The 24489-nt window shown below is 69.4% G+C and carries 20 protein-coding genes and 1 pseudogene; 7 read left to right on the plus strand and 14 right to left on the minus strand.

Features of this window, described 5'->3' with window-relative positions; all coding sequences use genetic code 11:
- Positions 1 to 98 precede the first annotated feature (98 nt).
- From ALI22I_RS02440 to ALI22I_RS02450, 3 genes are all read left to right on the plus strand, one after another.
- Complete coding sequence (locus tag ALI22I_RS02440; protein WP_077003926.1) at positions 99 to 977, plus strand: alpha/beta fold hydrolase; 879 nt, start codon at positions 99 to 101, stop codon at positions 975 to 977.
- Between the two features lie 596 nt (positions 978 to 1573).
- Positions 1574 to 1960, plus strand: coding sequence for an STAS domain-containing protein (locus ALI22I_RS02445; RefSeq protein WP_083751363.1), 387 nt, complete (start codon positions 1574 to 1576; stop codon positions 1958 to 1960).
- Between the two features lie 40 nt (positions 1961 to 2000).
- The gene (locus ALI22I_RS02450; RefSeq protein ID WP_077003927.1) at positions 2001 to 2684 is read left to right on the plus strand and encodes a YwaF family protein; all 684 of its coding nucleotides are present in this window, start codon (positions 2001 to 2003) and stop codon (positions 2682 to 2684) included.
- Positions 2685 to 2801: 117 nt separating this feature from the next.
- Here ALI22I_RS02450 and ALI22I_RS02455 read toward each other — a convergent pair whose 3' ends face one another.
- The 4 genes from ALI22I_RS02455 to ALI22I_RS02465 form a co-directional block, all read right to left on the minus strand.
- The gene (locus ALI22I_RS02455; RefSeq protein WP_179118070.1) at positions 2802 to 3635 is read right to left on the minus strand and encodes a zinc metalloprotease; all 834 of its coding nucleotides are present in this window, start codon (positions 3633 to 3635) and stop codon (positions 2802 to 2804) included.
- A gap of 477 nt (positions 3636 to 4112) precedes the next feature.
- Positions 4113 to 4286 (minus strand): hypothetical protein, encoded by a 174-nt coding sequence (locus ALI22I_RS51885; RefSeq protein WP_202970591.1) that lies wholly within the window; start codon positions 4284 to 4286, stop codon positions 4113 to 4115.
- A gap of 51 nt (positions 4287 to 4337) precedes the next feature.
- Entirely contained in the window at positions 4338 to 4811 is a 474-nt protein-coding gene (locus ALI22I_RS02460; RefSeq protein ID WP_202970593.1) for a hypothetical protein, read from the minus strand.
- Positions 4808 to 5251: a MarR family winged helix-turn-helix transcriptional regulator gene (locus ALI22I_RS02465; RefSeq protein WP_077003928.1), complete on the minus strand. Its 444-nt coding sequence runs from the start codon at positions 5249 to 5251 to the stop codon at positions 4808 to 4810. Before ALI22I_RS02465 ends, ALI22I_RS02460 begins: the two co-directional genes overlap by 4 nt.
- An 88-nt stretch (positions 5252 to 5339) precedes the next feature.
- Here ALI22I_RS02465 and ALI22I_RS02470 point away from each other — a divergent pair, with 88 nt between their 5' ends.
- The gene (locus tag ALI22I_RS02470; RefSeq protein ID WP_077003929.1) at positions 5340 to 5858 is read left to right on the plus strand and encodes a GNAT family N-acetyltransferase; all 519 of its coding nucleotides are present in this window, start codon (positions 5340 to 5342) and stop codon (positions 5856 to 5858) included.
- Between the two features lie 162 nt (positions 5859 to 6020).
- On the opposite strand, the gene ALI22I_RS02475 is transcribed toward ALI22I_RS02470, so the two are convergent.
- The 9 genes and pseudogenes from ALI22I_RS02475 to ALI22I_RS02515 all read right to left on the minus strand — a co-directional run bounded on the left by ALI22I_RS02475 (position 6021) and on the right by ALI22I_RS02515 (position 21543).
- On the minus strand, positions 6021 to 7886 hold the full coding sequence (locus ALI22I_RS02475) for a PA domain-containing protein (protein WP_179118071.1): 1866 nt from the start codon (positions 7884 to 7886) through the stop codon (positions 6021 to 6023).
- 334 nt (positions 7887 to 8220) lie between these two features.
- Positions 8221 to 11508 carry a discoidin domain-containing protein gene (locus ALI22I_RS02480; protein ID WP_077003931.1) on the minus strand — a complete coding sequence of 1096 codons (3288 nt, stop codon included), beginning with the start codon at positions 11506 to 11508 and terminating at the stop codon, positions 8221 to 8223.
- Positions 11487 to 12917 carry a glycoside hydrolase family 43 protein gene (locus tag ALI22I_RS02485; protein WP_077003932.1) on the minus strand — a complete coding sequence of 477 codons (1431 nt, stop codon included), beginning with the start codon at positions 12915 to 12917 and terminating at the stop codon, positions 11487 to 11489. The genes ALI22I_RS02480 and ALI22I_RS02485 overlap by 22 nt, the downstream gene beginning before the upstream one ends.
- A gap of 23 nt (positions 12918 to 12940) precedes the next feature.
- Positions 12941 to 15451, minus strand: a pseudogene (locus ALI22I_RS02490) (beta-L-arabinofuranosidase domain-containing protein).
- Between the two features lie 69 nt (positions 15452 to 15520).
- Positions 15521 to 16387, minus strand: coding sequence for a hypothetical protein (locus ALI22I_RS02495; protein WP_077003933.1), 867 nt, complete (start codon positions 16385 to 16387; stop codon positions 15521 to 15523).
- Positions 16388 to 16448: 61 nt separating this feature from the next.
- On the minus strand, positions 16449 to 17264 hold the full coding sequence (locus tag ALI22I_RS02500) for a carbohydrate ABC transporter permease (protein WP_238598032.1): 816 nt from the start codon (positions 17262 to 17264) through the stop codon (positions 16449 to 16451).
- A gap of 11 nt (positions 17265 to 17275) precedes the next feature.
- Entirely contained in the window at positions 17276 to 18238 is a 963-nt protein-coding gene (locus tag ALI22I_RS02505) for a carbohydrate ABC transporter permease (protein WP_077003935.1), read from the minus strand.
- Positions 18239 to 18257: 19 nt separating this feature from the next.
- Positions 18258 to 19514, minus strand: a complete 1257-nt coding sequence (locus tag ALI22I_RS02510; protein ID WP_143531908.1) for an ABC transporter substrate-binding protein — start codon at positions 19512 to 19514, stop codon at positions 18258 to 18260.
- 49 nt (positions 19515 to 19563) lie between these two features.
- Positions 19564 to 21543, minus strand: coding sequence for a glycoside hydrolase family 127 protein (locus tag ALI22I_RS02515; RefSeq protein ID WP_077003936.1), 1980 nt, complete (start codon positions 21541 to 21543; stop codon positions 19564 to 19566).
- A gap of 215 nt (positions 21544 to 21758) precedes the next feature.
- Here ALI22I_RS02515 and ALI22I_RS02520 point away from each other — a divergent pair, with 215 nt between their 5' ends.
- The 3 genes from ALI22I_RS02520 to ALI22I_RS02530 all read left to right on the plus strand — a co-directional run bounded on the left by ALI22I_RS02520 (position 21759) and on the right by ALI22I_RS02530 (position 24226).
- Complete coding sequence (locus tag ALI22I_RS02520) at positions 21759 to 22745, plus strand: LacI family DNA-binding transcriptional regulator (protein ID WP_238598033.1); 987 nt, start codon at positions 21759 to 21761, stop codon at positions 22743 to 22745.
- A gap of 183 nt (positions 22746 to 22928) precedes the next feature.
- Positions 22929 to 23291, plus strand: a complete 363-nt coding sequence (locus ALI22I_RS02525; protein ID WP_077003946.1) for a BlaI/MecI/CopY family transcriptional regulator — start codon at positions 22929 to 22931, stop codon at positions 23289 to 23291.
- Positions 23288 to 24226 (plus strand): M56 family metallopeptidase, encoded by a 939-nt coding sequence (locus ALI22I_RS02530; protein ID WP_077003938.1) that lies wholly within the window; start codon positions 23288 to 23290, stop codon positions 24224 to 24226. Before ALI22I_RS02525 ends, ALI22I_RS02530 begins: the two co-directional genes overlap by 4 nt.
- Before the next feature lie 67 nt (positions 24227 to 24293).
- On the opposite strand, the gene ALI22I_RS02535 is transcribed toward ALI22I_RS02530, so the two are convergent.
- Positions 24294 to 24489 (minus strand): hypothetical protein (locus tag ALI22I_RS02535; protein WP_143531909.1); only part of this gene is annotated, 196 nt, incomplete at its 5' end.

Below are 24489 nucleotides of genomic sequence, written 5' to 3' on the forward strand. Positions count from 1 at the left end.
GATCAGCCGCTGATCGGGTGCTGATCGGGTGCTGATGGGGTGCTGATCGGCGCCGGGCAAATTCGTCACGTACCACCTACACCACAGGGAGCAACGACATGACACCGAAGATCACCTCGTTCACGCAACGGCGCGTCACCGTCGCCGACGGCGTGGCACTCAACGTCGCCGTAGGCGGCTCCGGCAGCCCCGTCGTCCTGCTCCACGGCTTCCCCCAGACCCACCTGATGTGGCGGCACGTCGCCGCCGACCTCGCCGCCGACCACACCGTCATCTGCCCCGACCTGCGCGGATACGGCGACAGCGACAAGCCGGCCGACACCGACGGGCAGACCTACTCCAAGCGCACCATGGCGGCCGACGTCGTCGCCCTCGCCCGCGCCCTCGGGCACGACCGTTTCGCGCTCGCCGGGCACGACCGGGGTGCCCTGGTCGCCATCCGCGCCGGCCTCGACCACCCCGACGCGGTCACCCACCTGGCCTCGTTGGACGTCCTGCCGACCCTCGACACGTGGGACGTCCTGCACGGCACCACCGCAGCCGTCGGCTTCCACCTCTACCTGATGGCCCAGCCGCCCGGCCTGCCGGAAACCATGATCAGCGCATCGGCGGACGCGTTCTTCGGCCACTTCCTCGACATGTGGGCCACCGATCCGAACACGATCCCGCCCGACGTCCGCGCCGCCTACCTGAAGGCGTCCCGCGAGGCGGTGCCCTCGATCGTCGCCGACTACCGGGCGTCGGCAACGATCGACGTGGCACACGACCGGGTCGACGAGGAAGCCGGCAACAGGCTCCGGATGCCGGTGACCGTGCTCCAGCAGGACTGGGGCGCCGCCCTCGGCTTCGACGCCGCCGCCCGGTGGCGGCGATGGGCTCCGGACTTGGAGCACAACACCGTCTCGTTCGGCCACTTCATGGCCGAGGAAGCGCCCGCCGAAGTCATCAAAGCCGTGCGCGACCTCCTCGCCCGGTAGCGCAACCCGAAAGTCCAGGACCGCGGAAACCCTCCACCCGCGACGGCGGACGTCAGGCGACGCGAACGCCATGACTCGGCCTCGGTGTTGCTCACGCACCTGAGTGTTCAACTCGGGTGTTCTGAACGTTGGACACGCGCGTTCTGAACGTTGGACACGCGCGGGTTTGGGGGGTCGGGTTGGGTGTGGGTGGGTGGCGTTGGCGGGGGGATTGGGTTGGGGGGTACTGGTTCGGGTTCGGGTGGTTGGGGTCGGCGCGGGATCGGGTCAGGGATGAACGGGTCGGGAGGGTCGGGCTGATGTGCCGCCGGCAACCAACTCATGGGATTCCTCCAACACGACGCCGTTCACATTTGGCGGCGACCTCGGTGGACTCGTTCTCGAACGCACCCGCACACCGCCTGGGCGGCCACAACGGCATCGCGCGTGTCGCTGTCCCGAAGAACATCACCTCCGCGGTGTACGGAGATCGGATGAGTACCCGGCATACGAACGGGTTAATCGCATTCGTTCCAGCGTCAGCCCGGGCGTAACGTCGGGCGCTGTCGGGACGACGCCACGGTCACAAAGCCCAGGTCACCGAGGGAGCGTCGCTCATGTCCGATCGGCATTGGCCGAGCGAGGACCTTGCCGTCGAGACGAGCGAGGTGCGCGGCCTTGCGGTCACTCGTGTCATCGGCGAGGTGGACCTGGCGGGTGTTGACCTGATCCGAGCCGAGCTCGACGCCCAGCTGGAGCGGCGGCCACCGGTGCTGGTCGTGGAGCTGTCCGAGGTGACGGTGCTGGGCTCGCTCGGCATCGCGGCCCTCATCGACGGCCACTACCGCGCGCAAGCGGCGGGCGTGGAGTTCGTGGTCGTGGCGAGCCACCGTTCGGTGATCCGGCCGCTGCAGCTCACCGAGGTCGACCGGCTGCTCACGGTGTTCCCGACGCTCGACGACGTGGTCGCGACCAGCCGCCCGAGCACCACCGGGCAGAACTAGAACCAGGCATCGACCATCACACGTACGGGTAGCCGCACGTGTGGTGTCGTTATCGGTCGACCACGAGTTCACCCCGTACGGCCCGTCGCACTGGGTCGTGCTCGGGTTGTTCGCGGTCGGAGCCGCGGCCGTGGTGGCGGTCGGGCGCACGCACCCGTCACGTCGCTTCTCGCGCGTGTTCGCGGCGGTCGTCCTGCTCCTCCAGGTCGGCATCCACACCTACCTGATGCTCCCGCCGCGCTGGAACATCCAGTACTCGCTCCCCCTGCAGCTGTCCGACCTGGCGGGCCCGGTCGCCGCCTACGCGTTGTGGTCCCAGCGCAGGTGGGCGTTCTCGCTCACCTACTACTGGGGCCTGACGTTGAGCGTTCAGGCCCTGGTCACTCCCGTGCTGGACGTGGACTTCCCCGATCTCGGGTTCCTGCTGTTCTGGGCCACGCACCTGTTCGTCGTCTGGGCGGCCGTCTACCTGACCTGGGGCCTCGGTCTGCGGCCGGACTGGCGCGGCTACCGGCTGGCCGTGCTGATCACCGTGGCGTGGGCGGCGGCGATGTTCGTGCTCAACCTGGCGCTCGGCTCCAACTACGGCTACCTCAACCGGAAACCGGCGACCGGGTCGGTGCTGGACCTGCTCGGCGACTGGCCGTGGTACCTGCTGCCCGAGAGTGCGGCCGTGCTCACGGTGTGGGCGTTGATGACGTGGCCGTGGACGCGGCGGGGGTAGCCCGGCCGACTGCTGGACCGGGGCAGGGCAGCGGAGCGCGGTCGAGAGAGAGAAGAGAGGGGTGGAAATGGGAACCCCCGCATTCCCCAAGGGCGGAACGCGGGGGTTCGCCATTGATCACTTACCGCTGCGGTACGCGATCCAGGCGTCCTGCATGCGGGTGTTCTGGCCGGGGGTGAACTGGTTGTAACAACTGTCGTAGGAATAGTCCATGTAGTTGTGGATGGGGTCGAGACCGGGCAGCGAGCACGAGTCGCGACCCTCTGGGCAGCCCGTGCTGTAGCTGGACTGCGCGGGGGTGTCGGACACCTCGTCGTTGGTGGCCGTGCAGCCGCCCTGGAAGGTGTGCCACAAACCCATCCAGTGGCCGACCTCGTGGGTCAGCGTCTTGCCGAGGTCGAAGTTCGTGGCGCTGCCGCCGGGGACGCTGGAGTAGTCGATGACGACGCCGTCCAGCAGCGGGTCGCGTGCGTACCAGCTGGGGAACGTCGCGAAGCCGAGGCCGTCGATGTCGACCGACCACACGTTCAGGGTGCTCGCGCCGCCGACCCGGGTGGACGACTTCATCTGCTTCTCGACGCGCGCCTTGTCGACGCCGGTGAACCAGGTGTTGTTCGACCAGCGCTTGGTCTCCTGGAGCACGAAGGTGAAGCCGGTGTTCGCGGCGACACCGGGCGCCTCGGCGCCCGCGTAACCCTCGTTGAGCACCCTCATCTGCTGCGCGACGGTCGCATCGGTCATGCCGCCGACACCGCCGGTGCCCGTGACGATGTGGAACACGACCGGGATCGTGCCGCCGGCCGCTGCCTCGACGCGGCCGTTCGCCTTCGCCGCGGCGACGCGCTCGCGCAGGTCGCGGTTCATCCGCTCGGCTTCGGCCTGGCTGATCTCGTTGCGTTCCGAGCCGGCTTCGCCGGGCTTGACGCGCGCGGCGGACAGAGCGTCGGTCACGCAGTCGAGCGAGCGCTGCACGACGGCCGTGCTGCCGCCCGCGGCCGGCTGAGCACGGTGAGCGCGCCGAGGGCGAGCGCACTGGCGAGGAGGGTGGCGCGTCTGCGCCGGCGGTTCTGCGGTTCGGGTTGTTCGACCATGCGGAGTCCTCCATGCAGGGCGGGGACGGGCTTTGCGGGCCCTGCGGAATGATGACTCACGGAGAACGGAACGGAATAGCATGTGATCCAGATCGCAGCAAATTAAGGGGCGTAGCCGGTTAACCATCCGACCCTTTTACGAAATGCCCGACCTTCGTCGGTTACACCTCCTGCAAACGGGTGCTAGCGCGGGTTTAGAGTTGTAGCGCGGAGCACGCGAAACGGTGGACGACTTACGACATGCGCAACGCGGCGACCGGCGCCCCGATCCTGCGCGACTACCAGTGACGGCCCCCGGTCCCCGGTCGACCCTCAGGAGGTGCGGTCGGGTTTGCCGTCAGCCTTCGCGGCGCAGTTCCGCCACGTTCGCCAGCATTTCCGAAAGATATTCGCGTTCTTCGGTGGTGAGCGGGATTCCGGCCAGTTCGTCCAGCACCGCCGCCGCCCGGTCGGGGTCCTCCAACGTGAACGCCAACTCGGCGCGATAAGCCAGGGCTTCAACCCGCTCCACCGCGCTCGCGTCCGCGATCCGACCGAGGGCGCCGTCGAGGATCTTGGCGGCCTACGCCGGATCGCCGTGGCTGTCGGACAGCACGACGGCGTTCTCCAACGCCTTGGCCAGCTTCCCGGTCGCGGCGGGCGGCGTGGGGGCGTCCGGCGCGGGGAAGATCCGGATCCAGTTGCCACCGGGGTCGATCACCGAGAAACCGGCCAGGCCGCCGGCGTTCTTGCGCGGCCGCGGGCGGGTCATCCGCGGGATGCCGGACAGCGGGACCTTGCCGTAGGAGGTGCGCAGCCCGTCGGCGAACGCGCGGTGCAGGACGCCGGTGTCGGGCACCTGCACGATGCAACTGCGGTAGGACTGCGCCGGATCGAAGTCGGGCATGCCGAAGAAGTGGATTTCGACGTCCTCCCGGCGCATCGCCGGGTACGGGTTGGGCTTGGTCTGCCGGTACGTGCGCTCGAAACCCAGCGCGGAGTAGAACGCCAGCATCTCGTCGATCGAGGCGCACGGCAGCAGCGGGATGACGGTCATCGGTCCTCCAACAGGTCGCCGAGATCGCGCAGCGTGCCGGTGACGGCGCGGAGTTCGGCGAGGGAGATGCGGGCGGCCAGCTCGTCGGCCCACTGCGCCTGACGGCGTTCGACCCGGCGCAGCGCCGACCGGCCGCGCGGGGGCAGGGCCAGGAGCTTGGCGCGGCGGTCGTGCGGGTTGTCCTGGAACACGATCATGCCGTCGCGGACGAGGCTGGTCGCGGTCTGCCGTACCGCCTGCCGGGTCAGGCCCATGGTCCTGGCCACCTGCGCGATCGTGCTCGGCCCGTGGTCGACCACACCGAGCACCTGCCACCGTGCGCTGGTCAGGCCCGCCGGGGCGGCCAGCTCGTCACCGGCCGCGAGGAGCAGGCCGTTCACCCGGAACACCTCGACCAGGAGCTGGGAGAACTCAAGTCCGCGATCGGACAACGGGGTCACGCCCGACAATCTGGCAGATTGACAAGTACCTGTCAAAATCGCCGGTCGGCGGAAACCCGGTGGACGGCGGAACGGGCCGCGAACGATCATGCGCACTGTGACAGCGGATGACGTGCGTTTCGTCGAGCTGGACGGCCGCGTCATGGCCGCCCTGCTCGACGGTGACCCGACCGCGGCCGAGGTCGCGTTGACCGGGTACTTCCTGACCGACCGGGCGCGGTGGCTGTGGCGGTACCGGCTCGACCAGATGGCGGCCGACCCCGGCAACGCCCGGTGGATGGCGCGGCTGGCCCTGGTGGACGACGGCGCGGTGGTCGGGCACGCCGGGTTCCACGGTCCGCCGGACGAATCCGGCATGGTCGAGATCGGCTACTCCGTCGATCCCGCGTTCCGCCGCCGCGGGTACGCCCGGGCCGCGTTGGTCGAGCTGCTGCGCCGCGCCGCCGGCGAACCCGGTGTGCGGACCGTGCGGGCGACCATCGGTCCGGACAACGCGGCATCCCTGGCCACGATCGCGGGCTTCGGGTTCGTCGAGGTCGGTGAGCAGTGGGACGAGGAGGACGGGCTGGAGCTGATCTTCGAACGGCCGGCGTCACAACGGGCCTGAGGGCGGGCTCGTGATCACCCGGTCCGCCGCGCCGGTCGATTCGTCGGACTCCCCCGGCAACCGATCGAGCCGATCTCACGGCGGAACTGACATGCGGTGACAGCCGAAGACGCCGCGGGGCCGCACGGTGTGACACCGTGCGGCCCCGCCTTGGTCGAGGTGTCAGCAGTCGATGTGGAACACGTACAGGCCGTGGTCACGATCGCTGGCGAGCACGTACTGCTCGCCGGTCTCGTCCTTCCAGACCTCGACGCCCCAGAAGTTGTTGCCTCCCTCGTCGATGAAGGCGCCGACCTCCTGGATGCCGTTCTTGCCGTACTTCACCACGCGGAGCCCGGCGGCGTAGTACGACAGGTACGCGGTGTTGTTGTTCTCCGGGTCCATCGCCACCTCGTGCACCGACAGGTCGCCGAACCCGCCGGCGTAGGCCGGGTCCTGCGATTCCGACACGGCGTAGGTGTCGATCTGCCGGATCGAACCGGCCTTGCCCGGCTTGGTCGGCACGTCGGTCGCGAACAGCCGCACGTAACCCCAACCGTCGAACACCGACTTGACGGTGGTCGACTCGCCCCCGGTCGCCGGGGTGGTCATGGTGCACGCGGTGGCCTCGGTGACGCCCGGCACGCCGAGCAGCCGCAGACCGGCGAACCGGTTGGCGAACACGAACGGGATCGGGCCCGCGGCGGCCATGGACACCTGGCTGAGGCAGTCGTCGCGGTGATTCTGGAACACGATGCCGGCCGTGTAGCCGGCGGCGATGATGGCGTCGAGCTTGGCCTGGAACGTGCACGTGCCGCGCTCCACGAGCGCGGTGCCGGTACCCGCCGGCAGCGGCGCGCAGGCGTCACCGACGAACGTGACCGCACCGCTGATGGTGGTCCCCTCGCCGATCTGCTTCGAGTCGGTGGCGGGGGTGGCGGTGTACTCGGTGCCGGCGTGCGGCCCGGAGTCGATCTTGGCGACGATCCGGAACGGGCTGAAGTCCTCGTCCGTGCCGATCAGGAACTTCCGGTTCGGCGACAGCTCGGACTGGTGCGCGTTGCCCTCGGGGCTGATCTCGTGCCCGCGGGCCGACCGCTCCTCGTCCAACGCGGCGTAGTCGCTCTCCGCGATCAGGCTCACCTTGCCCGGCCGGGGGTCGGTGACGTCGAGCATGACGTACCCGCCGTCCCAGTAGTTCATGTTCATCACGTACCGACGACCGACCTTGGTGATCATCATGTCGTGGCTGAACACCGAGGTCAGGTTGGTCGGCGCGGCCTGGTCGACGCCGAACACCGCGCCCAGGTCGAGACCGTCGTTGACCAGCACGGGGTTGCGCGGGTCGGTGATGTCGAGGATGTCGACGTCCGTGGCCTCTTCGTCGTCCACCAGCGCGACGTAGGTCTTCTTGTCGAAGACGTTGGTCCACATCCGCATGCTGTGCGTCTGGTTGGGCGCGGGGTCGAGGCCGCCCGCGGTGTTGGTGAAGTCGCCGACGTGCATCGCCAGGGGCTTGGGGCTGCGCGGGTCGGTGACGTCCCACAGCGAGATACCGCCCGAGTTCGCCCCTGGGGGCGTCTCGCCGGGGCAGGTCTCGTTCTGGTGGATCAGCAGGTCGCCGTGGAAGAACGGGCTGTCGTCGATGTGCTCGACCTGGATGCCCTCACCGGCGTACGACCCGTCGCTGGTCGGGATGAACGCGCTGGTCACCTCGGTCGGGTGCGCGGGATCGGAGATGTCCATGACGTGCACGCCGGTGTTCTCGCACGTCGGCTCGCGGAACGCGGTGAGGTAGGCGTAGTCGCCGAACGCGGTCACGTCCGCCACGCGTCCGGTGTTGCCCGCGCCGGACGGGTTGGTGACCGCGGCCTTGCCGACCAGGGTCACGTTCCGCGATACCGCGGGCAGGTGGCCCTCGTCGCCGTCGTGCTGCTTGTACGAGCCGTCGGCGACCCCTTCACCCGGGAAGTCCTCCCGGCCGCCGCCGTGGTCCGGGTGGGCGCCGGATGATCCGGCGGTGGCCAGGCCCAGCGTCAGGATCGCCACGCCGAGCAACGAGATTCTGCGGACACGTCGTGCACGCCTACCGCGCATTGAAAAACCTCCGGATAGCGGAGCCATTACCCCTAGACGGCTCGCACCCTACGTAGCCGATTAGTAGATGGGTAGAGACACTCGGCTGACTTTTCTCCGCACTTCGAGCAAGGCGTTCGTGACGGTCGCTCACGACAGCTCTCTACAGCAGCCGCGGGGCGTGGCGTCGATGACCGCGGCCAGGGCGGCGCGGTCAGTGGCGCACCGGAGGCCTCTACAACTGCGGCGGCTGCTGAGAGCAGCGCACGGGGGACCGGCCGCCCGCAAGCCGGTCCCCCGCGCACGCTCAGCCGAAGGCCTTCACCTCCAGCAGGCCGACCGAGTCCGCCCCGCTCTGGAGCACCACCCGCAACCGGGTCGTGCTCACCTCGGTGAACGTCACCTCGTGGTACCGGTCGGTCGCCACCGGATACCCGCTCGCCCCCGCCACGTCGGTGTAGGCCGAGCCGGTCCAGTACTGCACCTTCCACGACGCGGGCACGCGCACTCCCCCGTTGTCGTCGAAGAAGTACACCTGCGCCGATCGCACCGACTTCGCCGAGTCCCACGTCAGCTCGGCCCACTGCTCACCGGTGTTCGGCCAGGTACCCCACCGCGGGTTGACGGTGTCGTTGGACGACGGCGGGTCGACGCCGTCGTTCACCGCGGCCACCGACTCCCAGGGCGAGGTGTAGGACGCCGACGGGGTCGCGGACAGGGCCAGGTTCGCCGGCGGCGGATTCGGGTCGGTGCCCCCGCCGCGGTTGTAGACCTTCGCCTCGGTCAGCCCGGTCTTGAACCCGGACGCGTGCGTCACCTGGACCCGGAGACGCTGCGTGGACACCGGGGTGAACCGGACCCGGTTGTAGTTGGCCTTCGGTGTCGTCGGCGTCTTGGTCTGCGCCGCCGCGTTCACCCAGGAAGAGCCGTTCCAGTACTGGATCGCGTACGACGACGGCGCGCGGTAGCGGTTGCCCGCCCGGTCGTCGCGGAAGTACAGCCGCGCCTCGTCCACCGTGCGCTGCTGTCGGAAGTCGATCTCGTACCAGTCCGACGTGTTGGGTGATCCCGAACTGCCCCACAGGGGCTCGTTGATCGGGAACCCGTCGATCGCGGCCGACACCGAGGTGCCGGAGGCCGTGTACGACGCCGTGACGGCCGCGCCCTGCGCCAGGTTCGGCGCGGTGGACGTCAGGTCGACGCCGGCCTTGGCGAAGACGTCCACCATGCGCGCACCGGTGTGCGCCACGTTCTGCGGCGCCTGCAAGCCGTTGATCGCCACGCTGTAGTTCACCGTGCCGGCGCCCGACGGGAACGTGACCTGACCGGTCACCGGGTCGTAGAGCACCGGGGTGAGCCGGTCGACGGTGAACGCGCGCGTGCCGTTCAGGTAGACCGAATACCCCTGCGGCACACCGTTGTAGCGGGTGACGCCGTCGGCCGGGTCGTCCCACACCACGCTCAGGTCCACGTTGCGGTAGCGCAGGTTGTTGACCGCGAAGTGCGACCAGCCGATGTTGATCGGCGACAGCTCGATCCGGCTGTCCGTGCGCGGGCGCAACCCGGCCACGTCCTCGATCACGGTCCAGTTGCTGCTGCCGAGGATGTTGTGGTGGATCCACGACCGGTAGTCGATGTTGCGGGTGCCCGCGTTCCAGTCCGCCCAGAACTCGTTGGCGTCGGGCCACTGGGTGTTGCCGCCGATGTACTGCGCCCAGGTGTTCCAGTAGAGCAGCTTCTTGTAGTCCTCGGCGCCCATCCACTGGTTCGGGTAGTTGCGCAGCACCGACGAGTACAGCCGGAACTGGACCGTCGAGTTGATGGTGGAGAAGTTGTTGGAACCGGGGAAACCCGCCGCCGCGGCCTCGGCCTTGTCCTTCTGGTTGGCCGTGTAGAACGGGAAGACCGGGTACTCGGCCGGGTCCGAGAACAACCGCAGCGCCTGCTTGTACTGGTCGGTGTTGGGCATCAGGCCGACCGAGAACGGGTAGTAGTTGTTGATCTCCTTCCACGGCACGTGGGTGTTCGTGCCCACGTGCTTGTGCTCCAGCAGCTGCCGGGACGGGTTCCACAGCGTGTTCACCACACCGTTGCGGATGCGGTCGGCGAGCGCCTGCATCTCGGTCGCCTTCGCCGTGTCGCCGATCAGCGAGTACGCCTGCTGCGCGGCCATCGCGCCGCTCCACACGTACGCCGTCTCGGCCCGGTCGAGGTTCCCCGCCCGCCAGTCGAACGACACCGCGTCGGCGTCGTTGCCGGTCATCGCGCCCCAGTCGTACTCGATGACGCCGTTGTTGTTCGTGTCGAACGTGGCCAGCTGGCCCTTGGCGTCACCTTCGGCGTACTTGGCCAGGTTGCCCGCGACGGGCGGCGGGCCGCCGTGGATCTGGTAGCTGCGCCACGCCGCCTCGGAGATGTACTGGGTGTAGGAGTTGGACCAGTTCTCCGGGTCGCCGGGGTTGTCCATGAACCGGCCGCCCTTGGACGACTGGCCGACCGACAGCCACGGCCCGTACGAGTAGACCGGGTCGCGCAGGTACTTCAGGTCGTCGATGTGCATCGGCTGGGTCAACGCGATCGCGTTGTTGTAGCCGGTGACACCCTCGATCGAGACCGGGAACTGGAAGTCCTGGCCGGGGATGTCGACGTCGAGGTAGTTGAAGCGCATCAACCACCAGCGGTAGTAGACGTTCTTCTTGATGGCCGGGTCGGGCACGTCGATGTAGGGGATGTTGTCCGCCCACCACCGGTTGTAGTCGCGGACGTGGGTGGCGAACGCGACCGACGGCGAGTGGCCCCGGTAGGCGTTGTACTCGGTCAGCGACTCCGGGATCTCGTCGGTGACGAACCCCATGACCACCTTGGTGGTGACGGCCTGGCCGGCGGCCAGCGTCACCGAGCGGTCCAGCCCTCCGTTCGCGGCGGAGAACCCGTCACCGGACAGCCTCGGCCGGATCGTGGTCAGGTTGTTCTTCACCTGCCTGCTGCCGGTCAACTCCGAACCGCTGACGGTCGTGGCGTACGGCGAGGTGACGCGCAGCGCCAGGGTCGTGGACGCCGAGCCGGTGTTGGTGACGGTCAGGTTGGTGACGGCGACGTTGTTGTGGGTGATGAACTTCGCGACATCGACCCGCACGCCGGTGCGGGTGTAGACGCCCTTCCAGTGGCTCGGTGCCTGCCACCGGCTCGACACCTGCTCGGTCAGCGACCCGGAGCCCACGGTGATCGCGTAGGCGTTCTGGCTGCTGATGTTGTCCCAGTACGCGGCGTTGCCGCCGAACCCGACGACGGCCGGGTTGTGGGTGTTCATGTAGAGGCCGCGACCGCGGGTCATCAGCCAGGTGCCGGCCGGGTCGTTGCCGGGGCGGGCGAGCAGCCGGTCCATCCAGAAATCGGTGCCGCCGCTCTCGGCGTCGTAGATGGCGCGCATCGTGCTGCCGGTGCTGTAGCCGACCGGTGGTGCGGGCACCGAAGGTCCGTTGAACGTCGGGAAGCCGATGGTCTGCGCGGCGGAGGCGTGCGGCACGGGCACGAGGAGCGCGCCGAGCAGCACAACGGCCGCCAGCCGGCGGGTCACGCCTGGAAGGCTTGCCATTCCAACACTCCCGTCGAGAAACCGGACTTGGAGGTGATGTTCAGCCGCAGCCGGGTCGTGTTGACCGTGGTGAACGTGGTGGTGTTGAAGGTGTTGCCCGCGACACCGCAGGCCGACTGGCCGGGCACGTTGACGTAAGCGCTGCCGTTCCAGTACTGCACCTGGCACGACGCGGGCAGGTCGATGCCCTGGTCGTCGTCGAACCAGTACGTGGCCACCTTGTTGATCGACTTGGCGGACGGCCAGGTGTACTCGATCCACTGGGTGCCCTGCTCGGGCCAGTTGCCGTAGGCCAGGTTGGCGCGGTCACCGGAGTTGGCGGGCACACCGCCGTTGTTGATCGCGGCCAGGCTCTCCCACGATGAGACGTACGACGTCGAGGCGGCGGCCGAGGGGGCGAGGTTCGTCCCGGCGGGCGGCGGGCCGGAGGGGTTCGGCGGCGGCCCGGACGTGGTCTGGGTGACCTTGCGCATCGTGCCGTCGGCGTTGAACTGCAACAGGTCCACCGCGACGGAACGGCGGAAGTTGCCGCCGCCGGGCGCGTTGGCGTTGTGGTAGACGATGTACCACTGGCCGTTGAACTCCACGACGCCCGCGTGGTTGGTGGTCGAAGAGACCTGGTCGAGCACGACGCCGCGGTGGGTCCACGGGCCCATCGGGTTGGTGGCGGTGGCGTAGCGCTGGCAGGCGTAGTTGGAGTTGGTGACGCAGCCGCTGGTGTCGTTGGCGGCGTACATCATGTAGTACAGGCCGTTGCGCTTGAACATCCAGGGCGCTTCCCAGAAGTTGCTCAAGCCCGTCGGCGTGACCACCGGGCCGTCCAGTTCGATCATGTTCGGCTTGAGCTTCGCCGCGCGGGCGCCCCAGTAGCCGCCCCAGTAGAGGTAGGACTGGCCGTCGTCGTCGGTGAACACGGTCGGGTCGATGTTCAGGCCGGACGAGTTGGGCGTGCTGTCGCTGATCAGCGGCCCGCCCTTGGCGTCGCGGAACGGGCCGAGCGGGCTGTCGCCGACCGCCACGCCGATGTCCATCCACCCCGCACCGTTGCCGTTGATCGAGGTGTACCAGTAGTACTTGCCGTTGCGGGGCTCGACCTCGCTCGCCCACGCGTCCGCGCCCGCCCACGGGAAAGTGGCGATGTTCGCCCGCGCGCCGTGGTCGGTCCACGTGGCGGCGTCCGTCGAGGACAGCACCCGCCACTCTCGCATGACGAAGTTGTTGTTCCCCGTGGCCGCTTCGTCACGGCCCGCGTAGATGTACATGGTGTTGCCGACGACCAGGGGTGCGGGGTCGGCGGTGTAGTAGCTGGTGATGATGGGGTTGGCCGCGAACGCGGCCGGGCTGACGACGGCGGCGGCGACGAGCGCGAGTGCCGCGCCCAGCTTCACCGCCCGGTGTCGGATGCGCATGGGTGTCCTTCGGGTTCTGAGGGCTAACGGCCGGTCGTGTGCAGATCGGCCACTTCGGCGGCGGTGAGGGCGCGGCCGTAGACGCGGAAGCCGTCCACGGCGCCGTCCAGGTAGGGGTCGCCCGAGTACTGGGAGCGCCCGATTCAGTTCTGCGTGGTGCTGCCGAGCGCGGACGGCCGCACGGTGAGCGCCGTGTTGCGGGCCGCCTCGACGCCGTTGACGTAGAGCACGCCGAGGTCGCCGACCTGCGTCACCGCGACGTGCGACCACGTGCCGGCGGGCAGTGGTAACGGCGCGTCGATGCGTTGCTCGGCGCTCGCGCCCCCGGTGGTGATCGCGAACCGGAGACCGCCCGCCGAACTGCGCGGGGTGAGGAACAGGCACGTGCTCGGGCCGGTGCCGAAGTCGAACACGCGCGCCCACGTGGTCACCGCGGCCGGCCGCACCCAGGTGGCCACGCTGAACGCCGTTGCCCCGGTGAGCAGACCAGCGGGCAGGACCACGTGCTGACCGGAACCGCCCAGGTCGACCGCCGAACCGCTGCGGCCCGTGGTCCACCCCGCGCCGCCGGCGAGGGTCGCGGTCCGGCCGTTGCCGGTGACGTCCGCCGCCACCGAGCCCGCCGCCTCGTCGAACGGGTAGTGCGCGATGAACGGCTGCGGCGCGGGCGTGTCGGTGACGTTCCAGTAGACCGTGTAGCGCTGCCCGTGCATTTGGTAGAACGGCAGCAGCGTCACCTGGCCCGTGCTCGCCGTCGCCGTGTACCGCAACGGGGTGGTGGTGGCGCGCAGCGTGGCGGGCTGGAGCGTGGGCATCGACGTGAGGTTGTTGCTGCCGTACCCGCCGGCGAGCACGATCGGGCCGTGCTTGACCGCCTGCACGGCCGGGTTGTCCGGCGTGCTCTCCCTGGTCAACGTCATGGGCAGGCTGACGTCCACCACGTCACCGCTCGACCACGTCCGGTCCAGGCGCGCGTACGTGCCCGGCACCACCGGGATGTCCTGCACCGCGCCGTTGAGCTTGACCTGCGCGCCGGCGGTCCAGGACGGGATGCGCACCCGCAGGTCGATCGGGCCGGAACCGGTGACGGTGAGCCGGGTGGCGGGCGACTCGGGGAACCCGGTGTCCTGCCGCACCGCGATCTCCCGGCCCGGCCAGATGAGCACGGAGGCGATGAACAGGTTGACGTACAAGGTGTTGCCGGAGTGGAAGTAGGTGCTGTCGCCGTGCTTGGTGTTGGTCTCCATCCCGGTGCCGTGGCAGCAGGTGAAGTCCTGGTAGTCGTTGCTGTAGGTGCGCTGGCCACCGGGTCGCAGCGGCACGTAGTAGCTGTGGTGGCCGTGCGTGGACGCCGGGTTCTGCGCGCCGAGCAGGTGGTTGTAGAGGGCCTTCTCGTAGAAGTCGAAGTAGTGCGCCCGCGGGTCGGTGCGGAACAGCTGACGGGTCAGCTTGAGCATGTTGTAGGTGTTGCAGCACTCGCAGGTGTGGTCCGACAGCTCCGACGCGATCCGGCCCGGCGTCTTGAAGTACTCGCCGTTGGAGTTGCCGCCGATCGCGTAGCTGTGCGCGCCGACCACGATGTTCCAGAAGTTGGTGGCGATATCGCGGTACCGGGTCAGGCCGGTGGCGTGGTACTCGCGGATCGCGCCCAGCGCCTTGGGGATCTGGGTGTTGGCGTGGTAGCCGTTGAGCGCGTCGGTGTTGGCCGCCAACGGGTCGAAGACCTCGGCGTGGTCGAAGTACTGCGCGGCGGTCAGGTGCGCCGGGTCGCCGGTGAGCTGGTACAGGTTGGCCAGCACCTCGTTCATGCCGCCGAACTCGGTCTTCAGCATGTTCTGCCGCTGAGCCAGGGTCAGCCTGCCGTTGCGCCAACCGACCCAGGCGGCCATGCGGGTCAGCACCGTGAGCGCCTGGGCGTTGCCCGCCAGCAGGTGCATGTCCAGCAGTCCGGCCATGATCTTGTGCAGGGTGTAGTAGGGCGCCCAGACCTGTTGGCGTTCCTCGACTCTGGTGATGAAGCTCTCCGGGAACGCGGACAGGTAGCCGGTGTTGAACCCGGCGGTCTGCGCGCGGTCCTGGCAGGCGGCGAGCTGGGTGACCAGGTAGTCGCCCTTGGTGCGGAACGCGGTGTCGCCGGTGATCGCGTAGGCCTGGGCGAGCGCGGTCAGCACGTGACCGGTGGAGTGGCCGCGCAACTCGGTGGTCGGTGACTCCCACCCTCCACAAGGGACGGCCGAGGACGGCAGGCCGACGTTGAGGCGGAACGTGTGCAGCAGCCGTTCGGGGTCGAGGAACTTCAGGTAGGCGTGGGTGCGGGCGGTGTTGGACTGGAACGGTCCGGCGAGCGGGGTCACCGCGCCGAGCGGGAACGCGTCCGCCGACACGCCGGTGTCCGGTCTCGCGGCGACTCTGATCGGTTCGGCGGCGGTCGGCTCGGCGGCGGCGGAGGTGTTCAGGGCGGGCAGGGCGGTGGCCGATGCGACCACCGCGCCCGCGCGCAGGACGGCACGACGGGATGGGCTGTGCAGGGACATGCGCGTCACCTTCCGTGACGGAGGGGCCGGTGCCCCCGCCCGCGGGGTGCGGGGACACCGGCGTCACTCTCAGCGGCCGTAGCGGCTCTTCAGGTGCCGCCACCAGTCGCGGAACATCCAGCGGTCGAACTCGGTGATGGACGCCGAGCTACCCGCTCTCATGATGAAGTTGCTGACACCGGACGGCGTCCAGTCGTAGAAGTCGTCCAGCCCGAACGTGTGGCCGACCTCGTGCAGGAAGATCGTCACGTCGTTGCTGTTGAGGCTGTTGACGAAGTACTCGCTACCCATCCGCTGGCCCCAGTCGCCGCCCGCGCCGCCACCCATGCCGGCGGTCAGCCACAGCGACTGGTCGTAGTGCCGCGGCACGCCGCCGGGGCAGTTGGGGTAGCTGCCGTTGCGGTTGAAGAACCGCCCACACCCCTCGGCGCACTGCGGCGCGTTCTCGCGGATGTTGTTGACGTAGATGTCGACCGAGTTGTCCGTCCACTGCAACGTGCTGCGGTTGCGCACCGCCCAACCGACGACCTTGATGGGCACCTCGGCGTAAGGCCAGTTGTTGTGGCCCACCATGGCGTCCATCCACTTCTTGTACTGCTGGGCCAGCTTGGCGTGGATCTGGTCCCGCAGCGCGGCGCTCACCGGGGCCGACGAGTCCCACCGCACGCAGAAGTTCAGGTACCCGCCGTTGACGAAGATCTGGTCCCAGCCGTAGTTGCGGAACCCGTACAGGTCGCCGTAGGTGCTCTCCTGGTGCCGCCACACCTGGTCCAGCGGGGTGACCAGGTTCGACGGCGGGCTCCAGGTCGCGGGGTTGGCGGCGGCCGTGACGTCACGCGTCTGCTCGGCCTGCTCGGCTTGCGCGACACCCGCACCGCTCAGGGCCAATGCCAGTGCGAGCGCACTCAGTACTGTTCTCTTCCAGGATCGCGACACTGCGATCCTCCTTCCGGTTTGCCAGAAAGGATTGGCACGGAACAGCGTCCGCCCGGTGGGCTCAGCCTTTTACGGCGCCTGAGGTGAACCCGCGGACGTAGCTGCGTTGCATGGCGGCGAAGAGCAAGAGGCAGGGCACTGCCATGAACACCACTCCCGCTTCCAGCGCGGCGTAGTCGATGGACCCGTGGCTCGCGGTCCGCATGTTGACCACGGCGAGGGTGGTGGTGAACTTGTCGGTCGAGTTGAGCAGGATCAGCGGCGCGAAGAACTCGCTCCACGAGGTCAGGAACGCGAACAGCCCCACGGTGACCAGGCCCGGCCGCACGGCGGGCAGCATGATCCGGACGAGCGTGCCGACGCTGGTGCAGCCGTCCACGCGGGCCGACTCCTCCAACTCCACCGGCACGGCCTCGAACGAGTTGCGCATCATGAACACCGAGAACGGCAGCTGGAACGTGATGAGCACCAGGCTCAGCCCGATCAGCGAGTCCTCCAGCCCCAACCAGCCCAGCAGCACGTAGAGGGCGATCAGGATCGTCGCGTACGGCACCATCAGGATCGCCAGTGTGAGCAGGAAGAGCACGTCACGGCCGGGGAACCGGAACCGGCCGAACGCGTAGCCACCCAGGGTGGCGATGAACAGCGTGCCGCCCACCGTGAGCGCGCTGACCACCACGCTGTTGAGCACGTGCCGCAGCTCGATGCCGTTGGCGGAGCTGAACAGCCGGTCGTAGTTCTCCAGCCCGAACCCGGTGTCCGTGCGGACCGACGCGAAAGCGCTCCACACCAGCGGGAACAGGAACAGGATCGCCAGCGCCGTGCCGGTGACGTAATAGCCCCACCGGGCGCTGCCCTGCACGCGGACCCCGGTCACGCGGACGCCGGTCATGAGGACCGCCGGCGCAGCACGCGGAACTGGATGGCGTTGAACACGACGAGCACGGCCAGCAGGACCACCGAGATGCCCGCCGCCGAACCGAGGTCGAGCCGGATGAACGCCTCCCGGTAGATCACCATCACCAGCGAGGTGGTGCTGTTGTCCGGTCCGCCGCGGGTGAGAATCCAGAACTGGTCGAACGCCAGCAGCGAGCCGGTGGTCATCAGGGTGAGCACCAGCGCGATCGTCGGCCGCATCAGCGGCAGCGTGATCCGGTGGAACGTCTGCCACCGGTTCGCGCCGTCCACCCGCGCGGCCTCGTAGACGTCCGGCGGGATGGCGTGCAGCCCGGTCAGCAGGATCAGCATGGTGAACCCGGCGAACCGCCACAGCACCAGCAGCACCGCCGAAGCCAGCGCGGAATCGGGGCTGCCGCTGGTCCACGACACGTAACCGTCGACCAGGCCGATCTTCGCCAGCAGATCGGTCACCGGCCCGATCTCGTCGCTGAGCAGACCCAGGAACAGCAGTGACGCGCTGGCGAAGCCGACCGCCATCGGCAGGAAGAACGCGGTGCGGAAGAAACCGACGCCCGGACGGCGGTGCTGCACCAGCAGGGCCAGCCCGAACGCGACCACGAACAGCAGCACCGTGATGATCACGGTGTACTTGACCGTGAACCAGGCCGCCGAGCGCAGCAACTCGTCCTCGGCGATACCGCTGTAGTTGGCCGGCGCGTTGAACGACGGCTTGCCCAGCAACGGCCAGCGGTTGAAGGACATCCAGACCACGAGCCCCAGCGGCACCAGGAAGAACAGCGCCACCATGACGGCCGTCGGTGCGGCGTAGGCGGCGCCCACCAGCGCGCGCAGCCGACGCAGCCGACGGCCGTTCCGTGCGGGCGGTGGCGCGGTCTCCCGGCGTGGTGGGCCGGTTCGCGCACTCGGGGGTGACGTCGTCGTCGTGGACATCCGGGCCTCCGGTGGCTGATCAGCCCTGCTGGAGTGATTTCGTGATGGCGGTGTTCCCGTCGGCCAACGCCTTGCCCGCGTCACCGAACAGCGCGCCGCGGACGGTTTGCAGCCACGGGCTCTGCGGGTCGTTGAACGAGACGTTGAAGTTCCGCGCGTACGGGGTTCTGCCCTTGGCCACCAGGCCGTTGATGAGCACCGTGCGCGGGTCCGCCGAGGAGTACTTGTTCGCCGCCAGGTCGGTGCGGGTCGGCACGCCCTTGTTCTTGGCGACCACCTCGACCTGCGCCTCGTCGGACGTGGTCCAGGCCAGGAAGTCCCACGCCTGTTCGGTCTTCTCGGTGGTGGCGCCGATGCCGAGCGCGTCGCCGCCGACGAAGGTGGACTCACCGCCGGTCAGACCGCTGATCGGGGCCACGCCCAGCTTCAGGCCCTTCTGTTCGAGGGCGTCGAGCCAGACCGAGGGCGCGGGGGCGATACCCACGTTGCCGCTTTGCAGCGCGCCCAACCAGGTCGGCCCGGCCTCGTCCTTGGACGCGGGCGCGGCCACGCCCTCCTCGTACAGCGCGCGGTAGAGGGCGAACACGTCGGCCATCTCCGGCGAGTCGACCTTGGCCTGCTCGCCGTCGGCGTCGATCACGTCGCCGTCGGCCGCCCACACCGACGGCCACAGGGTGAACTCGACGCAGCCGCCGCAGTTACCGCCGAAGTAGGTGCCGTTGACGTCACCGCCGAGTCGGTCGATCTTACGGGCGTGGTCGGCGAACTCGCGCAGGGTGCTCGGCGGCTTCTCCGGGTCGAGGCCCGCTTTGGTGTACAGGTCTTTGTTGTAGAGCAGCACGGACAGGTCGATCGTGTGCGGTAACGCGTAGTTGCGGTCCTCCCACGTGCCGGCCTTCAAGTGTGACGGCGCGACCTTGTCCTTCACCGGCAGCGTGGCGAGCCGGTCGGTGACGTCGGCCCACAAGCCTTGTGAGGCGTACTGGGGTGCGAACACGACGTCGGCCGCGAAGAGGTCCGGCAGTGACTTCGCACCTGCCGCCGACGCCAGCTTGGCCGGGTACTCCTCGTTGGGGTACGCGGTCACTTCGACCTTGTTGCTGTGGGTGGCGTTGTAGGCGTCGGCGTAGGCCTTCGACACCGATTCGGTCGCGGCGCGGGTCCACAACGTCAGCACCGCGCCGTCGTCCGCGGCTTGCGTCCCTTCGTCGCCGCAGGCCGTCGTGGCCAGGACCAGCACGCCCGCCGTCAGGGCGGACACCACTCTGGTTTTCACCGGTCTCTCCTTTGAGCACGGTCGGAGTTCGAGCAGGTCTTGGACGGGGTCAGGTGGTGGGCAGCCAGACCCGCATGGTGGACGGGCCGCGCCGGGCCCAGCGGTGGTAGGGCACGAGGTCGAGCGGCTTGGTCTGTGCCACGGCGTGCGAGGTGTCCGGCTCCGGTGGGCCGTAGGGCCACGCCTCCCTGCCGGGCGCGTCGAACCTGGCCCGGATCGTGACGCTCGCCGGCGCGACACCGGCCTCGGTGTCGACCGGCGGCACGGTGTGGTCCACGCGCAGGGTGTCGAGGTCGGTGTCCCCGCCGAGGGCCTCGGCGCAGTACACGAGCGGGCCGCGTTCCACGGCGACGCAGCCGCGCGTGGCGTCGATCCGCGGGTCGGGCGCGGTGAAGCGGGGGCGCATCGGCAGTTCCAGCCGGATCTCCTCGCCCACCGCGAACGTCCGGTACACGACGATGTCACCGGCGGGCACGTGCCGGCGTCCGTAGGTGGTGACCAGTTCCGCGCCCGCCGCCCACTGCGGCACGCGCAGGGTGATCGACCAGGGCCGGTCGGCGGTCTTGGTCACGCGCACGGTCACCGTGCCGCTGTCGGGGTAGTCGGTGCGCACCTGCAGGCCCACCTCACGTCCGTCGATCAGGCAGGTGGAGATCTCCGCGTCGGCGTACTGGTGCAGGCGCAGGCCGGTGTCGTCGGCGGTGACGAGGTAGCAGGAGAGGCCGGCCAGCAGGCGTGCCGCGTTCGGCAGGCAGCAGGACACCTCGAACCACGGCGCGCGCGGCCCGCCGCCGAAGCCCAGCTGCTCCTCGTCCTCCGGCAGCGCGGTGGTGAGGGTGCGCTGGTGCAGGGTGTGGGCGTAGAAGAACGACCGGCCGTCGTCGCCGATCGCGGTGGCCACGACGTTGTAGAGGATGCGCTCGATCACCTCGTCGTAACGCCCGTCGCCGGTGGCCAGCAGCAGCCGCCAGGCCAGCATGATCGCGGCCACCCCGGCGCACGTCTCGGAGTACGCCCGGTCGGCGGGCAGCACGAAATCGTCACCGAACGCCTCGTCGGTGTGCCGCGACCCCATGCCGCCGGTCAGGTAGGTGCGCCGGGCCAGCGTCCGGTCGAACTGGGCGGCGACGGCCCGGAGCAGCTCGTCGTCACCGGTCTCGACCGCGACGTCCACCGCGCCGGCGGCCAGGTACAGCGCGCGCACCGCGTGGCCGTGCAGCACGGTGGACTCCCGCACCGGTTGGTCGTCGCTGAAGTAGGACCAGCCGAAGTGGTGGGGCGGGAGCGTGCGGTGGCCCCGGCGTTCGACGAACAGCGCGGCCTGGTCCAGGTAGCGCTGCTCACCGGTCAGCCGGGCCAGCTCCACCAGCCCCAGTTCGATCTCCGGGTGGCCGCAGATGCCGGGCGTGCCGCCGGGGCCGAACCGGTCGTCGGGGCCGAACGTGTCGCAGACGTGGTCGGCGGCTCGGCGGGCCACGGCCAGCAGCGGGTCCGCGTGACCGCCGCCGTTGCGGGCCCGCGCAACGGCCGCTTGGAGGAGGTGTCCGGTGCAGTACAGCTCGTGGCCCCACTGCATGTCGCTGTACCGGGCCGGCTGGCCGGGACGACCGAAAGCGGTGTGCAGGTACCCGTCCGGCGCCTGTGTCGCCGCGATCGCTTCCGTCAGCTCCTTGATCTGGTCCTCAAGTGCCACGGTCGTCTGATTGCCGGCTCCGCCGACGGGCACCCGGCCGACCTCCCAGGACATGGCCTCCAGCAGCTTGTAGACCTCGGAGTCGGTGAACTCCCGGCCGCGCCGACCGGCCGCCGTGGCGTCCGGTTCCGCCGCCGCGAAGTTGCCCGTCCAGCCGAGCCGGTCCATCCACGACCGGGCGTGCGGCAGGGAGGCGGTGGCGTTGAGGTCCTGGCGTGCGCGCCAGAAGCCGCCGGTGATCCGGACCTCGTCCTGGCCGAGCGGTCGCAGCGCTCCGCGCGAGGGGACGACGGGACGTCCCCCGACGGCCGTGGTGTCCGGCGACGTCACAGTCATGCCAACCTCCGCGCTCCAGTGCCTCGTCCAGCACTCTGGCAGCCGAAAACCTTTTCGGCAATCGCCCTTGTCGGTACCCGACTCGCTGGTCGACGATGACGCTGTGGCGCGACAACGTGCGTCTACGTGCGTTTACAATCGATTCGGCATTCGACAAACTTTTCGAAAGGCTTTCGATGGGCAGGCGGCGGTCCGATGCGGTGACGCTCAGCGACGTGGCGCGATTGGCCGGCGTCTCGATCTCCACCGCGTCGAAGGCGATCAACGCCCGCGACGAGGTGGCCCCCGCCACCCGTGAGCGCGTGCTGCGGGCCGCCGCCGATCTGTCGTTCCAGCCCAACGCGCTGGCGAGGGGCCTGATCTCCGGCCGGACCCGCACCATCGGCCTGCTGACCGACGAACTGGGTGGCCGCTTCGCCATCCCGATCCTGCTGGGCGTGGAGAACGCGCTGGCGAACGAGCAGATGTCGGTGCTCCTGTGCGACGCCCGCGGTGACGCCATCCGCCGCAGGCACTACATCAGCACCCTGTTGGCCAGGCAGGTGGACGGTTTCATCATCCTGGGCGACGACAACGACATCCGCCCGTCGCTCACCCGCGACATCCCGGTGCCGGTCGTCTACGTCTACGGGGAGTCGACCGACCCGGAGGACCTGTCGGTGATCGCGGACGACGAGGGCGGCGCCCGCCTGGCCGTGGAACACCTGGTCTCGTTGCAGCGCAGGCACATCGGCCACATCACCGGCCCCGAAACCTACCGCGCCGCCCGCGACCGCGTCACCGCGCTGCACCGAGTCCTGGCCGAGCACAACCTGACCCTCGCCGGCGGCGCCCCCCTGTACGGCGAGTGGTCGCAGCGCTGGGGCAGGCACGCAGCCCGGATGCTGCTCGCGGGCGATCCCGACGTGGACGCCGTGTTCTGCGGCAACGACCAGATCGCGACCGGCGTCGCCGACACCCTCACCGACCTCGGCAAGCGAATCCCCGAGGACGTGGCGATCGTCGGCTACGACAACTGGGTGGATTTCGCCGCCGACTGCCGCCCACCACTGACCACAGTGGACCTCGAACTGGAACGACTGGGCACCACCGCCGCGAGATACCTCTTCGACGCCCTGGACGGCCAACGCCCCAGCGGCGTAATCCGCCAACCCTGCCGCCTGGTAGTCCGCGAATCCACCTCCGCCCGCACCCCCACCTAACCCACCCCACCCGTGTCCAACCCCCAGAACACCCGTGTCCAACCTTCAGAACGCGCGTGTCCAACCTTCAGAACGCGCGTGTCCAACCTTCAGAACACCCGAGTTGAACGCTCAGAACGCGCCGAGGTGACGCCGGCCACCTGCACCGGGTGCCGATACGATGGCCACGCCGAAGGGGGCGTGATGCGCGGACTGGGCGAGTTGGAAGCGGCCGTGATGGACGTGCTGTGGCGCACGTCGGAGCCGGTGAAGGTCCGCGAGGTCATGGACCGGCTGGACACGGGCAAACAGCTCGCCTACACCACGGTCATGACGGTCCTCGACAACCTGCACCGCAAAGGGTGGGTGGTCCGGGAGCTGGAGGGCAAGGCGTACCGGTACGAACCGGCGATGAGCCGGGCCGAGGCTGCGTCGGCGGCGTTGCGCGCGGTGCTCGACTCGTCCGGCGATCCCGAAGCGGCGTTGCTGCACTTCGCGCGGTCGGCGTCGGACCGGGAGACCGAGTTGCTGCGCAAGGCGCTGCACAGAAGGCCCCGCCGGAAGTGACGGTCGCGGTCGCGCTGTTACTCGGTGCCGGACTCGTCGCCTGGCGCGCCCCCGTCCACCTGAAACAGCTGACCGCGGCCGGTCTGCACCCGCGGGTGGTGCTGGTGGCGTGGCTGTCGTCGATCGTCAGCGTGGTCACGACTTCCGGCCTCGCCGTCACCGTGCTGTTGGTTCCCGATCACGGCACGCACGCGTTCGCGCGCTTCCCCGAGTGCTTCGAAACGCTGCTCCACGGTTCGCCGCCGCAGGTCGAGGCGCTGAGCGGGGCGGCCGGAGTACTGCTGTTGGCGGGACTGCTCGTGCGGCTCGCCGTCATGGGCACGCGCACCCTGCGTCGGCGGGCGCGGGCACGGCGTGAGCACCTGGCCGTGCTGCGATTGGCCGCACGACAGGAGCCGGGCAGCCCGGCCACGCTCTGGCTGGACCACGAGGAACCGTTGGCGTTCAGCCTGGCGGGGTGCCCCGGGGTGGTCGTCGCGACCGAAGGCCTGACCCGGAAGTTGGCCGGTGACCAGGTAGACGCCGTGCTCGTGCACGAGCGGGCGCACCTGAGCGGACGGCACCACCTGGTCGTCACGGCCGCCGACACGTTGTCCGCGATGCTGCCGTTCCTGCCGCTGTTCCGGCAGACGCCGACGGTGGTGCGGGAGTTGGTGGAGCTGGCGGCGGACGCGGTGGCCGTGCGGAGGTGCGGGGCGGCGTCGGTTCGTGCGGCGCTCACGGCGGTGGCCAGCGGCGGCGCGCCGGGGTCGGCGTTGGCGATGAGCCGTGACGCGGTGCAGGCCCGACTCGCCCACCTCCGGCACGCCGATCAGCACAGAGGTCCGGCGCGCACCGCACTGTCTTGCGGTCTCGCCGGTCTGACCACGATGGTCCTGCCCCCGGTCGTGGCGGTCAGCGGCCTGCTGGCGTTGGTCGCCGTCTCCTGCGCCTGACCACCTGACCGCCCACGAACAAGCACTGTGGCCCGGAACCGATCGGCTCCGGGCCACAGGTCATCGGTCACGCAACCCCGGCCGGCACCTTGTCCTGAGTGGACTCTGCCGAACGGGCCGGCTGCGCCTCGGAGGTGGCCGTGCTGCGGAAACCGCGTAGCCGCAGGCTGTTGGACACGACGAAGACCGAGGAGAACGCCATCGCGGCACCGGCGATCATCGGGTTGAGCAGCCCGGCCGCCGCCAGCGGCAGTGCCGCCACG

Source organism: Saccharothrix sp. ALI-22-I (assembly GCF_001984175.1).
In the GTDB taxonomy this organism is placed as follows: domain Bacteria; phylum Actinomycetota; class Actinomycetes; order Mycobacteriales; family Pseudonocardiaceae; genus Actinosynnema.